The sequence below is a fragment of the Limosilactobacillus secundus genome, assembly GCF_020784695.1.
GTDB lineage: Bacteria > Bacillota > Bacilli > Lactobacillales > Lactobacillaceae > Limosilactobacillus > Limosilactobacillus reuteri_F.
Genome location: NZ_JAJGUA010000022.1, coordinates 40,780 through 53,238 on the forward strand (window position 1 = coordinate 40,780; position 12,459 = coordinate 53,238).

12 protein-coding genes are annotated in these 12,459 nt (G+C 37.5%); 9 read left to right on the forward strand and 3 right to left on the reverse strand.

The window, feature by feature from the left end:
- Positions 1 to 5 precede the first annotated feature (5 nt).
- Positions 6 to 443: a D-aminoacyl-tRNA deacylase gene (gene dtd / locus LMB57_RS00730; RefSeq protein ID WP_229272165.1), complete on the forward strand. Its 438-nt coding sequence runs from the start codon at positions 6 to 8 to the stop codon at positions 441 to 443.
- Positions 444 to 487: 44 nt separating this feature from the next.
- On the opposite strand, the gene LMB57_RS00735 is transcribed toward dtd, so the two are convergent.
- Positions 488 to 1,336, reverse strand: coding sequence for a fructosamine kinase family protein (locus LMB57_RS00735; RefSeq protein ID WP_229272164.1), 849 nt, complete (start codon positions 1,334 to 1,336; stop codon positions 488 to 490).
- Positions 1,337 to 1,718: 382 nt separating this feature from the next.
- Here LMB57_RS00735 and aspS point away from each other — a divergent pair, with 382 nt between their 5' ends.
- A complete protein-coding gene (aspS, locus tag LMB57_RS00740) occupies positions 1,719 to 3,521 on the forward strand; it encodes an aspartate--tRNA ligase (RefSeq protein ID WP_229272163.1) in 1,803 nt (600 codons plus the stop codon).
- 60 nt (positions 3,522 to 3,581) lie between these two features.
- On the opposite strand, the gene LMB57_RS00745 is transcribed toward aspS, so the two are convergent.
- Both LMB57_RS00745 and LMB57_RS00750 read right to left on the reverse strand, forming a co-directional pair.
- Positions 3,582 to 4,322 carry an amino acid ABC transporter ATP-binding protein gene (locus tag LMB57_RS00745; protein ID WP_324255211.1) on the reverse strand — a complete coding sequence of 247 codons (741 nt, stop codon included), beginning with the start codon at positions 4,320 to 4,322 and terminating at the stop codon, positions 3,582 to 3,584.
- Positions 4,312 to 5,823, reverse strand: coding sequence for an ABC transporter substrate-binding protein/permease (locus LMB57_RS00750; protein WP_229272162.1), 1,512 nt, complete (start codon positions 5,821 to 5,823; stop codon positions 4,312 to 4,314). Before LMB57_RS00750 ends, LMB57_RS00745 begins: the two co-directional genes overlap by 11 nt.
- A gap of 300 nt (positions 5,824 to 6,123) precedes the next feature.
- Between LMB57_RS00750 and rpsU the strand changes: the two genes are divergently transcribed.
- The 7 genes from rpsU to LMB57_RS00785 all read left to right on the forward strand — a co-directional run bounded on the left by rpsU (position 6,124) and on the right by LMB57_RS00785 (position 12,373).
- Entirely contained in the window at positions 6,124 to 6,315 is a 192-nt protein-coding gene (rpsU, locus tag LMB57_RS00755) for a 30S ribosomal protein S21 (RefSeq protein WP_003665847.1), read from the forward strand.
- A 60-nt stretch (positions 6,316 to 6,375) separates the two neighbouring features.
- Positions 6,376 to 6,822 (forward strand): GatB/YqeY domain-containing protein, encoded by a 447-nt coding sequence (locus LMB57_RS00760; protein WP_229272161.1) that lies wholly within the window; start codon positions 6,376 to 6,378, stop codon positions 6,820 to 6,822.
- Positions 6,823 to 6,938: 116 nt separating this feature from the next.
- Entirely contained in the window at positions 6,939 to 7,916 is a 978-nt protein-coding gene (gene bsh, locus LMB57_RS00765) for a choloylglycine hydrolase (RefSeq protein ID WP_229272160.1), read from the forward strand.
- A gap of 158 nt (positions 7,917 to 8,074) precedes the next feature.
- Entirely contained in the window at positions 8,075 to 9,307 is a 1,233-nt protein-coding gene (locus LMB57_RS00770) for an argininosuccinate synthase (RefSeq protein ID WP_229272159.1), read from the forward strand.
- Positions 9,297 to 10,682: an argininosuccinate lyase gene (gene argH, locus LMB57_RS00775; RefSeq protein WP_229272158.1), complete on the forward strand. Its 1,386-nt coding sequence runs from the start codon at positions 9,297 to 9,299 to the stop codon at positions 10,680 to 10,682. Before LMB57_RS00770 ends, argH begins: the two co-directional genes overlap by 11 nt.
- Positions 10,683 to 10,824: 142 nt before the next feature.
- Positions 10,825 to 11,388: a biotin transporter BioY gene (locus tag LMB57_RS00780; protein ID WP_229272157.1), complete on the forward strand. Its 564-nt coding sequence runs from the start codon at positions 10,825 to 10,827 to the stop codon at positions 11,386 to 11,388.
- Between the two features lie 13 nt (positions 11,389 to 11,401).
- Positions 11,402 to 12,373 carry a biotin--[acetyl-CoA-carboxylase] ligase gene (locus LMB57_RS00785; protein ID WP_229272156.1) on the forward strand — a complete coding sequence of 324 codons (972 nt, stop codon included), beginning with the start codon at positions 11,402 to 11,404 and terminating at the stop codon, positions 12,371 to 12,373.
- The last annotated feature ends 86 nt before the right edge of the window (positions 12,374 to 12,459 follow it).

The following is a 12,459-nucleotide window of genomic DNA, read 5'->3' on the forward strand; positions in this document are numbered from 1 at the left end:
TGCTTGTGCGAGTTGTTTTACAAAAAGTAAATCATGCAGCAGTTTCAATTGATGATGAAGTTGTTGGTAAAATTGGCCTTGGCTATTTTCTCTTAGTCGGTTTTGCTCCAGATGATACCAACGAAAAATTAGACTACTTAGTGCATAAGATTACTAATCTTCGTGTTTTTGAGGATGAAAACGGTAAGATGAATAAGGGGCTACGAGATGTTAATGGTGCGATATTATCAGTCTCCCAATTTACCCTTTATGCTGATACTAAGCATGGAAATCGTCCTGGTTTTTCACAGGCTGCTCGGCCTGAGATTGCCGAACCGTTATATGATCTTTTTAATCAAAAATTAGCTGCTACTGGTATTCCTGTTGAAACCGGACATTTTGGAGCCATGATGAAAATTGATCTTGAAAATGATGGTCCCACGACAATTATTTATGAACGCTAAAAAGCAAAGAGACAATGGAGAAAATCCCCATGTCTCTTTGCTTTTTAATATTGACTTAAAATTTGATCGACTGCCCCGCCATAGCTTTCGCCGAATAAGATTAAATGCATGCATAGGTAATAGAAACGATACCATGAAAGGCGTTCATCTAGATGATCATCAAATGGAAAGACGCTGCTATATGCCTGGTAAAAACTATTATCAAAACCGCCAAAAATAGTTGTCATGGCTAAATCAAATTCATGATCCCCAAATAATGAATCTGGATCGATTAAGTATGGTTTATGATCGCCAGCAAATAAGAAGTTGCCGGCCCAGAAGTCACCATGAAGAAGACTAGGGATAACTTCATGGTATTGGTAGTATTTAGTAAATTTATTAACCATTTGTTGATAATGTTCTTGCCGCCATTTATTCCATCGGCCGCGTTGGCTTGCTACTTGTACTTCTGGCTCTAGTCGCTGATTAATATAAAAATCAAGCCAGCTTGAATTCCAAGAATTGTCTTTTACGAGGACCTTGGTTTGATGATTGTCCATAAAGCCGAATTCTTCATTATGCTGTTGGTGCATTTTGGCAACTGCTAATCCCAGGGCGGCTTGATTACCCCAAGTTTCATCAAGCCAGTTTAAAATTAAATAGGCATTCCCGTCGATTTCACCATGGTAAAGTGGGGTCGGGGTATTAATGACCTTACCGATAGCTTTGAGACCATTAATTTCATGATTGAAATAATCTTGTGAATGGTTAGGTTGAACCTTTATAAAGTATCTATTTCCATCAGTAGTTGTGGCTTGATATGCTAAATTAATATCACCACCACTGACTGGTTTAACAGAAGTGAGATTATTTAATGGAAGGCGCTTAAACCATGCTGTATTTGGACTTTCCAATTGACGTTCCTCCTTTACTAAATTACTTTATTTATACCATTTTTAGGCAAGCATTGTTAAATAGAAGTTGATTTATAAGACACTACTTAACCTTAGTATTGACATTTATGAGGGGATCGAGTAAGGTAAAAATGTAAATTAAAGATATTAATAGCTGTTGATAAAGAATGCTCGGGTACTTGAAATTATCAGCGATTGGAGAAAGGTGAGAGCTCCAAATATTTCAGCCTCGATTGACACTTTTGAAGCTGAGCAATATGCTCCGTCGTTTAGACGTTATTTTTGAGTGATACCAAGGTGGTACCGTGCATTTGCACCCTTGTAATTTCAAGGGTGCTTTTTATTTAAACTGTTATTAAAAATTGAAAGAGGTAAGCGGAGAATGAAGAGAACAAATTATGCTGGGGATACAAATGAACAGCAAGTTGGACAAAAAGTTGTCTTAAAGGGTTGGGTAGCTAAGCGTCGTAACTTAGGTGGACTTATCTTTATTGATTTATGGGATCGGGAAGGGATTGTTCAACTAGTATTCAACGAAAAAGAAAATCCAGAAGCATTTGAAATCGCAAATGCGGTTCGTAATCAATATGTTCTTGAGGTTCAAGGAAAAGTTCAATTACGGGCAGAAAAAGAAATTAATCCAGATATGAAGACTGGAAAAGTTGAAGTAGCTGTTGACAAGGCTAAGGTATTAGCAAAGTCAGAAACAACGCCATTTGATATTACTGATGGTGTTGATGCTTCTGAAGACTTACGGATGAAGTACCGTTACCTTGATTTACGGCGGCCAGAAATGATGCGTAATTTGAAGTTGCGGAGTAAGGTTGCTTCGATTGTACACAATTACTATGATAATGAAGGTTTTATGGATGTTGAAACCCCTGATTTAACACGGTCAACACCAGAAGGAGCACGTGATTATATTGTTCCATCACGTGTTTACCCCGGTCATTTCTACGCTTTACCACAATCACCACAATTATTTAAGCAATTGTTAATGGCAGCCGGAGTTGATAAGTATTATCAATTGGCACGTTGTTTCCGGGATGAAGATCTCCGTGGTGACCGTCAACCAGAATTTACGCAAATTGATACTGAAATGAGTTTTGCAACTCCTGAAGATATCCAAACAGTTACAGAAGGTTTAATTAAGCGAGTAATGAAGGAAATCGTGGGGGTAGATGTTAAGACCCCATTCCCACGGATGGAATGGCAAGAGGCTATGGACAAGTATGGTTCAGATAAGCCTGATACCCGTTTTGGCATGTTGATTCATGATCTTTCTGATATTGTAAAGGACAGTTCGTTTAAGGTTTTTGCTAATACTGTTGCTGATGGTAACTATGTTCGTGCAATTCGTGTTCCTGGTGGAGCAGATAAGTATTCCCGGAAAGATATTTCTAAGTACGAAGAATACATTAAGCGTTTTGGAGCAAAAGGACTTGCATGGGTTAAGGCAACTGTTGATGGTTACAATGGTCCAGTTGCTAAGTTCTTAAATGATCAAGCTGCACAAATCAATAAAGAAATGGATGCCAAAGAAGGGGACTTAATTTTCTTTGTTGCTGGTAGTTTCCGCGTTGTATCAGATTCACTTGGCTACCTTCGTCGGGCAATCGCTGAAGAGTTAGATATGATTAAGCCTAACCAATGGAACTACTTATGGGTTGTTAATTGGCCAATGTTTGAATATGATGAAGGGTTTGGGAAGTGGATTGCCGCTCACCACCCATTTACAATGCTAAACGAAGAAGACTTGCATTATCTTGAAGATGGTGAAGATCCTCATAAAGCTCATGCGCAAAGTTACGACATTATCTTGAATGGTAACGAGATCGGTGGGGGATCAATTCGTATCCACGATCCAAAGGTACAAGAAAAAGTTCTCAAAGCTCTTGGATATACAAAGGAACGTGCAGAAGCCCGCTTCGGATTCTTGCTTAAGGCCTTAACAATGGGAATGCCACCTGAGGGAGGACTTGCCTTTGGTTTGGACCGATGGGTTATGCTACTAGCTCAGGCTGATAGTATTCGGGATGTTATTCCATTCCCTAAGAACTCGAAGGCAGTGGAGCCACTAACAGCTGCTCCTGGTAAAGTTAGTGAACAGCAGCTTGATGATCTTAAGATTGAATTTGATGAAAAAATTGATTACAAGCTCGACCAAGATCCAGATGAACAATAAATAAAACAAAAATAATCCTCGTGAAAAGGTACTTGAAGTGTACTGTTCGCGAGGATTATTTTATTTTAAAATCTTTTTCAGAAAGTCTTGTGCCCGTGGGCTAGTAGGGTGGGCAAAGAAAGATTTTGGATTACCAGCTTCTTGAATATACCCATCTGCCATGAACCAGATTTGGTCTGCTACTTCACGAGCAAATCCCATTTCATGTGTAACAACTACCATTGTCATCCCAGATTTTGCTAAGTCCCGCATTACTTTTAGTACTTCATCAACCATTTCGGGATCAAGAGCACTAGTTGGTTCGTCAAAGAGCATTACTTCTGGACTCATCGCAAGGGCACGGGCAATTGCAACCCGCTGTTTTTGTCTTCCTGAGAGTTGATCAGGATATTGGTGGGCCTTATCGCTTAAACCAACTTTTTCTAGTAGTTCCATCGCAGTTTTAGCTGCTTCTTTTTCATTGATATTTTTTACTTTAACTGGTGCAATGGTGATATTTTTAAGGACTGTCATATTAGGAAAAAGATTGAAACTTTGAAAAACCATTCCCATCTTTTCCCGCAGCTGATCGAGTTTTTTATCATTTAAGCCAATCAGATTCTGTCCCTCAAAAAGAACTTGTCCGCTTGTTGGTTGTTCGAGTGCATTTAAGCAACGGAGAAAAGTACTTTTACCTGCTCCTGAAGGGCCGATCACACAAATTACTTGGCCCTTATCAACATGTTCTGAAATATCTTTTAAGACAATATTATTTTTAAATTTTTTCTGCAAATTTTTAATTTCAATCATTTTAGTGGGCATGTTTCATTCTCCCTTCAAAGTAAAGTAAAATCCTGGATAGCGTAAACGTGAGAATAAAGTAGATGATCATTGTGATAAATAAAGGTAAAACTCCTTTATAAGTTGCTGATTGCACTAATTGTGTTTGATACATTAATTCGGAAACCCCAATCACAGAAACTAATGAACTATCTTTTAATAAGGTAATAAGCTCATTTCCAAGTGCTGGCCAAATATTTTTAAGTGCTTGTGGCATAATCACATATCTGAATGTTTCACTTTTACTCATCCCCAAGCTTCGAGCAGCTTCTGTTTGTCCAAGTGGAATGGATTGGATCCCAGAACGAATAATTTCAGCAACGTAGGCACCGGAATTTAGTGAAACGGCAATAATCCCAGCGAGGAGGGCCGGAAGTGATTGAATAATTGCGCCAATTCCAAAGTAAACAAACATGATTTGAACCATCATTGGCGTACCCCGAAGAAATTCAATGTAGCAAACAGCAATTGAATGTAAGAATTTGTTCTTTGAAAGCCGCATTAGTGCAAAGAGAGTTCCTAATAGGAAACCAAAAATAACAGAGACAACTGTAATGATTAATGTATATTTAATCCCTTTAGCAAAGTAACGCCAATAGCTAAGAACTGTATTTTGCTTTTTATAACTCTTCATATATTGTGAAGCTTCAGGAATCCATTTTTTATTAATTAGTTGCTCTTTATTAACTTTTTTAATTGTCTGGTTGGCAGCATTAACTAGTGAAGAATCACCTTTAGGAAAAGCCATGGCAATTCCGCCTGCAGTATTTGGCAATTTCGAATTAAAAGCATAAAGATTTGAGTTGTTGGCAGCATAAGCTTTAGCCGTAGCAGCATCCATTAAAATTCCATCATATTTATGAGATTGAAGGCCAATGACTAGAGAAGAAAGTTTAGCAAGCCCTTTGCCGTTTGCTTTAGGCATTTCCTTTGAAATCAGGGTTGATTGGAGTGTCCCGTTTTGTGCTCCCACATTTTTCCCATTAAAACTTTTGACATTAACTAGCTTATCTTTATCCCCTTTATTAATTAAGAAGTAACTATCGCCGGAATAATATGTATTTGAGAAGTCAACGCTCTTTTTTCGTTCAGCCGTAACGTTCATTCCCGAAATAATAGCATCGATTTTACCTGTTTCCAGTGCAACCAGAAGTGAGTCAAAATCCATGTTTTTAATAACTAATTTTACTCCCAAGTCTTGAGCAAATTGTTTAGCAAGAGAAACTTCAAAGCCGACATATTTAGTTTTTCCATTTTCTTTAGTTGTGAATTCGTAGGGAGGATAATCAGCACTCATTCCTACAACCAATGTTCCTTTTTGTTTAATCTTTTGCACTGAATCATTACTAGCGATTTGCGATGAATTATTGGCTGACGAAGAGCTAGTTGAACTGCTCTCGTTAGCAGCTAATGCAGTAATAGGTGTACATAATATCGGAAACGCCATTACCATTAGCAGTAATAAATGTTTAAGACCTTTCATAATTAATAACTCCTTTAAGAATAGTAAAATTAAATTGTTACTAAATATACACTATTGCGTTTATTTATGCAATATTGAATCTACAAATAGAATAAATATTCACAAATCCGTATAATGGTTAAGAGCGCTTTCGTAGTTTACAGAATAGTCGTAAAAGAAAGAGATAAGAAATTTAAATTTTTATTTAAAAGTAATGTTGACAGGGTAGGTCATGTTGGGTAAAATAATTTTTGTAGTGAAAAGGAAGCAGTATGCCTGCTACCTCGATACGTAACTTTAAGCTCGGAGGGAGGGATCAACATGTCAAAAACAGTCGTTCGTAAGAATGAATCTTTAGACGACGCTCTTCGACGCTTTAAACGTTCAGTTTCACGTAACGGAACATTGCAAGAATACCGTAAACGTGAATTTTACGAAAAGCCAAGTGTAAAACGCAAGTTGAAATCTGAAGCGGCACGGAAGCGTAAGAACAAGCGCGGTCGTCGTTACTAAAAATGTGTGCTCTCACCTGTTGCCTGGTGAGAGCTTTTTTATATGAAAGAAGGATAAATAATGAGCTTACTACAACAATTAACGTCAGATATGGTATCAGCAATGAAAAATCGTGATAAGGAAACATTAAACGTTGTCCGGATGCTTAAAGCAGCAGTTCAAAACGAACAAATTGAACTTGGCCACGATTTGAGCGCTAATGAAGAAATTGCGGTAATGGCACGTGAATATAAACAGCGTAAAGAATCGCTTGAAGAATTTGAAAAAGCTGGACGAGAAGATCTAATCAACCAAGCTAAAAATGAATTAGCAATTGTTGAAAAGTATATGCCAAAACAGTTATCAAAAGATGAAGTTACTAAGATTGTTAAGGAAGTAATTGACGAACTTAATGCTTCTAGTATGAAGAACTTTGGACAAGTAATGGGGGTAGTTATGCCCAAAGTTCAAGGTCAAGCAGATGGGAAATTAGTTAATCAGGTTGTAAAAGAACAATTGAGTAAGTAATATCAGCTGTAATTAATGAGGGTATGAAGATAAAGCCTCTTCATACTCTTTTTTACTGTACATTTTTTCTTTTTTAATTAGAATTAAGGTATATTCAAAAGAAAAGGGGCATTTATATGTGCACGTCAATTATTTATACAGCAGGCGATCATTATTTTGGACGAAATCTTGATTTGGAAGTAAGTTTAGGACAAGAAGTGGTTATTACCCCACGTAACAAAACTTTAGAATTTCGTGAAATGCCAAATCTTGAGCATCATTATGCAATTATTGGAATGTCAATTGTTCGTGATGATTATCCATTATATTTTGATGGCGTAAACGAAAAAGGAGTAGGAATGGCTGCTCTTAATTTCGATGGCCCTGCTCATTTCTTCCCCGTTCAAGAGGGAAAAGATAACATTGCATCATTTGAAATGGTTCCATATATTCTTGCTGCCGCATCATCTGTTGCTGAAGCAAAGAAGATCTTAGCGAATGCAAATATTGCAAACCTTAATTTCTCAGCTAAATTACAAGCTGCTCCACTTCACTGGATTATTGCTGATAAGACTGGAGCATCGGTAACAATTGAATCAACTAACAAGGGTCTAAATGTATATGATAATCCTGTTGGTGTCTTAACTAATAATCCTGAATTTCCACGTCAATTGTTAAATCTTAGCAATTATCGTAACGTCTCTCCATCTGCACCAGAAAATACACTTGCTCCTGAAATTGATCTGCCAGTTTATAGCCGTGGATTAGGCAGTCATTTCTTACCAGGTGGAATGGATTCAGAGAGTCGTTTTGTGAAAGCAACTTTTACAAAGATGCATGCCCCAATCGGTAATTCTGAAATAGAAAATATTACTAACTATTTCCATATCCTTCAGTCTGTAGAGCAACAAAAGGGCTTGGATGAAGTCGCTCCAAATCAATATGAATATTCGATTTATTCTGATGGTGTAAATATGACCAAGGGAATCTACTATTATAAGACTTACGAAAACAGCCAAATTAATGCAATTGATATGTACAAAGAAGACCTTGAAGCTTCAGATTTGATCACTTACCCAGTTCAAAATGAACAACAAATTAACTATCAGAACTAAAATTTATACTACTATTTAACTCTATTTATGCAACTTTATGTGTATATTTTGCATAAATAGAGCTTTTTTTGAAAAAATATGCTAAAACCATTGATTTTTATTCATTAAACTCGTATATTTATAAACAATAAATTTTAAGGAACATGGAGGACGAGATTATGTCAAAGGAAAAAATTGTTTTAGCTTATTCTGGTGGATTAGATACTTCAGTTGCAATTGCATGGCTTAAAAATAAAGGATACGATGTAATCGCATGTTGTATTGATGTTGGTGAAGGTAAAGATTTAGAAGCAATTAAGAAAAAAGGTCTCCAAGTTGGTGCGTGGAAATCAGTAGTAATTGATGCAAAACGCGACTTTGCTGAACAATTTGTATTACCTGCACTTCAAGCGCACGCAATGTATGAACAAAAGTACCCATTAGTTTCGGCACTTTCTCGTCCATTAATTGTTCAAAAACTTGTAGCAGTGGCTAACCAATATGGTGCTACCGCAATTGCCCACGGGTGTACTGGTAAAGGAAATGACCAAGTACGATTTGAAGCAGGAATTCATGCTTTGGCTCCTGATATGAAAATTGAAGATCCAATTCGGGATTGGCACTGGTCACGGGAAGAAGAAATTCAATACGCTAAGGATAATGGAATTCCTGTTCCAATCACAAAGGCTAGTCCTTATTCAATTGATGAGAACTTATGGGGCCGGGCAAATGAATGTGGAATTCTTGAAGATCCATGGGCTGCGGCACCGGCTGATGCTTATGATCGGACAGTTTCAGTTGAAGAAGCACCTGATACTCCAACCACAATTGAAATTACCTTTGATGAAGGGGTCCCTACAGCAATTGATGGGGAAGAAATGCCCCTTGACCAGTTGATTATGAAACTTGATAAATTAGCTGGTAGTCATGGGATTGGTCGGATTGATCACGTTGAAAATCGACTCGTTGGTATTAAGTCACGGGAAATTTATGAGTGCCCAGCTGCCACCGTTTTATTAGCAGCTCACAAAGACTTGGAAGACCTGACCCAAGAACGGGAAGTAGCGCACTTTAAACCACTAATCGAACAAAAGATGAGTGAAATTATTTATAACGGGCTTTGGTATTCACCATTAATGAAATCCTTAGTTGCTTTTATTGATGAATCGCAAGCAGTTGTTAATGGCGTGGTAAGAGTTAAATTATTTAAAGGAAATGTAATCTGTGAAGGTCGGAAATCACCAAATTCGCTTTATGATAAGAACTTGGCAACTTACACTTCCGCTGATGAATTTGACCAAGAAGCTGCTACTGGCTTTATTAAACTTTGGGAATTACCAGATAAAGTCTATGCTCAAGTACAAAACAAAAATAAAAAGAAAGTAAAGGAGAATACAAGCGATGCCTATTAAGAGAATGTGGGGTGGCCGGTTTGAAGAAGCTGGCGACCAACTAGTTAACCAATTTAATGCGTCGATCAGTTTTGATCAAGAAATGGCTCAAGAAGACATTGAAGGCTCATTAGCCCATGTAAAAATGTTGAAAGAAACACAAATCTTATCAGCAGATGATGCTGACAAGATTATTGCTGGACTCCAGAAGTTACGTGAGCGATTAACTAGTGAAGGACTCTCATTTTCGATTGACAATGAAGATATTCATATGAATATTGAGGCATTGCTGACAGAAGAAATTGGCCCCGTTGCCGGTAAGCTTCATACTGGGCGGAGCAGAAATGATCAAGTTGCAACTGACCTTCATTTATATGTAAAGAAGCGGTTGCCCATTATCATTAATGAATTGAAAAAATTACAGGCAGAGTTAGTAGATAAAGCAGCAAAAAATGTTGAAACGATTATGCCAGGGTACACTCATATGCAACATGCTCAGCCAATTTCGTATGGGCACTATCTCATGGCTTATTTCCAAATGTTTCAGCGAGATGTTGAACGCTTTGAATTTAACCAGCAACACACGGATTTATCACCACTAGGAGCGGCTGCTTTAGCTGGGACTACTTTTCCAATTGATCGACAATTAAGTGCAAAGTATTTGGGCTTTGCTGAACCATACCATAATTCACTGGACGCTGTTTCTGATCGGGATTTTGCCCTTGAATTTTTAAGTAACGCAAGTATTTTGATGATGCACCTGTCACGGCTATGTGAAGAACTGATTTATTGGTGTAGTTATGAATTTGGCTATTTAGAATTGGCAGATTCATATTCTACCGGTAGTTCGATTATGCCCCAAAAGAAGAACCCTGATATGGCAGAATTGATTCGTGGTAAAGTTGGGCGAGTTTATGGTGATTTTTTCGGCTTATTAACGACAATGAAGGGACTTCCGCTTGCTTACAACAAGGATATGCAAGAAGATAAGGAAGGATTATTCGACGCGGTAAAGACGATTCTTCCAAGTATCAAGATCATGACCGGGATGATTGCCACCCTTCAAGTAAAGAAAGAGGCCATGGAGCATGCAACTCATCATGATTTTTCTAATGCCACTGAATTAGCAGATTATCTTGCTGCTAAAGGAATTCCGTTTAGGAAAGCGCATGAGATTGTCGGTGAGCTAGTATTGAAGGGACTTAAGACAGGGACAAATCTTGTTGATATTCCATTAGACGAATATAAAAAGATTTCGCCCAAAATTGAAGAAGATGTTTATACCTGCTTACAACCTAAAGTGGCGGTTGAACGGCGAAATTCTTATGGTGGAACTGGTTTTGATCAAGTTCGTCAACAAATTAGAGATGCTAAGAAGATTTTAGAAGGTAATTAATTTCCACGATATCGTAACAATATTCGTAAAAAGAGGCTATCGAAAATGATTAGCCTCAATTTTTTACGTCAATAGTAACCCGTATCTTGAATCAAGGTTTACTATTGAATATAATTAATGCAAAAATAAAGGAATTGCGATGATGGTTAAGGAAAAGATAAGTTTGTCAATTCGTGAAATGACTGGCGTTGCTATGATGGTGGCAATTATTGCTATTTTAGGAGCAGTCCCAGGAATTCCGTTGGGGTTTATTCCGGTGCCAATTGTTTTGCAAAACATGGGAATAATAATTGCTGGAGAATTACTTGGACCAAGATTAGGGACAATTGCTGTGTGGCTCTTTTTGTTTTTAGTTGTACTTGGATTGCCACTACTTTCTGGTGGACGCGGCGGAATGGTAACGATGTTAGGCCCAACTGGCGGATATATTTTCGCCTGGTTATTTGTCCCATTATTGATTGGCCTTAGTCTAAAATTGAGTTGGCATTACGGAATGACGCAGAAGATAACTGAATTCCTGATCGTTTGGCTGTGGGGTGTAATCTTTGCAGAAGGAGTCGGTGCGATATGGTTAGCTAACCAATTGCATACCACGTTTATTGCTGCTTTGGCTTCAAACATTTTATTTGTTTTTGGCGATACAATCAAAGCACTTATTGCCGTCTCAATTACTCGTCGTTTACGGCACATTAAGGTTTTTTATTAAGGAGATGATTAGAATGGTTCATTCAACAGCACAGAGAATTTTATGGCAATTACTTTCGACACCAGGTTCATGGATTTCTGGAAATGATTTAGCAAGGCGATTTAATATTAGTCGTGAATCTGTTTGGAAGGCTATCAATGGTTTACGAAAAAGTGGGAATAATATTGAGAGTCGTCGAAATCTTGGATACCGTTTTACCGGAAACTCACAATTGAATGCAGATATTATTGATTTTTATACCCATAATCATTTTAATAATCGTCTTTACGTTGAAAATCAGGTTAGCTCAACTCAAAGCGTCGCGAAAGCTTTTTTGAGTCACCACCTAGTTACTGCGCCAACGGTATTTATCGCTGATCATCAAACTGCGGGTTATGGAAGACAGGGACGGTCTTTTTACTCTCCGGCAGCAACTGGATTGTACTTTAGTATGATTTTGCCTAGTCCAACAGAGAGATCGTTGCAAGCGGGGTTAATGACAACAACTTTTGCAGTTTTAATTGTGGAAGTTCTTAAACAATTTTTTCCTGCTCAAGACTTTCGCTACAAATGGGTCAACGATATTTATTTAGATCGTAAAAAAGTCGGTGGAATTTTGACAGAAGCAGTAGTAGACCTTGAATCAGGGACAACAGCATCCTTAGTGGTAGGAATTGGTTTAAATATAACTACAAAGAAATTTCCAAAGAGTCTTAAAGATAAAGCGGCGGGAATAGCACCAGCAGATCGTAATCTTTTAGTTAGTCGGCTTGTTGAGGCAATTGCTAATAATTATTCAGATTACGATAATCCACAGTATCTTGAACAATATCGCCAAGGCTCAATGATTTTAGGACAGAAAGTTGATTTGCTAGTAAATGGGGAGGTCATTAATGGGATTGCTAAAAAAATAGAAGATAATGGTGCATTAACAATTCGTCTGTCAGACGGCAAAACGAAAACTTTTAATAGTGGAGAAGTAGTTAAAGCTAATTTTGAAAAATAACTTTGATCCCTTAGAAAAGCTTGCAGTGATGAGGTTAAAAGTGATTTATGATATAATTATCATTAAATAAAATCTGCTAAATCAAA

What these genes read in the sequence shown, in the direction of transcription:
- aspS (WP_229272163.1), top strand. Translation starts at nt 1,719, where the DNA reads ATGAAGAGAACAAATTATGCTGGGGATACAAATGAACAGCAAGTTGGA.
- LMB57_RS00745 (WP_324255211.1), bottom strand. Translation starts at nt 4,322, where the DNA reads ATGCCCACTAAAATGATTGAAATTAAAAATTTGCAGAAAAAATTTAAA.
- LMB57_RS00750 (WP_229272162.1), bottom strand. Translation starts at nt 5,823, where the DNA reads ATGAAAGGTCTTAAACATTTATTACTGCTAATGGTAATGGCGTTTCCG.
- rpsU (WP_003665847.1), top strand. Translation starts at nt 6,124, where the DNA reads ATGTCAAAAACAGTCGTTCGTAAGAATGAATCTTTAGACGACGCTCTT.
- LMB57_RS00760 (WP_229272161.1), top strand. Translation starts at nt 6,376, where the DNA reads ATGAGCTTACTACAACAATTAACGTCAGATATGGTATCAGCAATGAAA.
- bsh (WP_229272160.1), top strand. Translation starts at nt 6,939, where the DNA reads ATGTGCACGTCAATTATTTATACAGCAGGCGATCATTATTTTGGACGA.
- LMB57_RS00770 (WP_229272159.1), top strand. Translation starts at nt 8,075, where the DNA reads ATGTCAAAGGAAAAAATTGTTTTAGCTTATTCTGGTGGATTAGATACT.
- argH (WP_229272158.1), top strand. Translation starts at nt 9,297, where the DNA reads ATGCCTATTAAGAGAATGTGGGGTGGCCGGTTTGAAGAAGCTGGCGAC.
- LMB57_RS00780 (WP_229272157.1), top strand. Translation starts at nt 10,825, where the DNA reads ATGGTTAAGGAAAAGATAAGTTTGTCAATTCGTGAAATGACTGGCGTT.
- LMB57_RS00785 (WP_229272156.1), top strand. Translation starts at nt 11,402, where the DNA reads ATGGTTCATTCAACAGCACAGAGAATTTTATGGCAATTACTTTCGACA.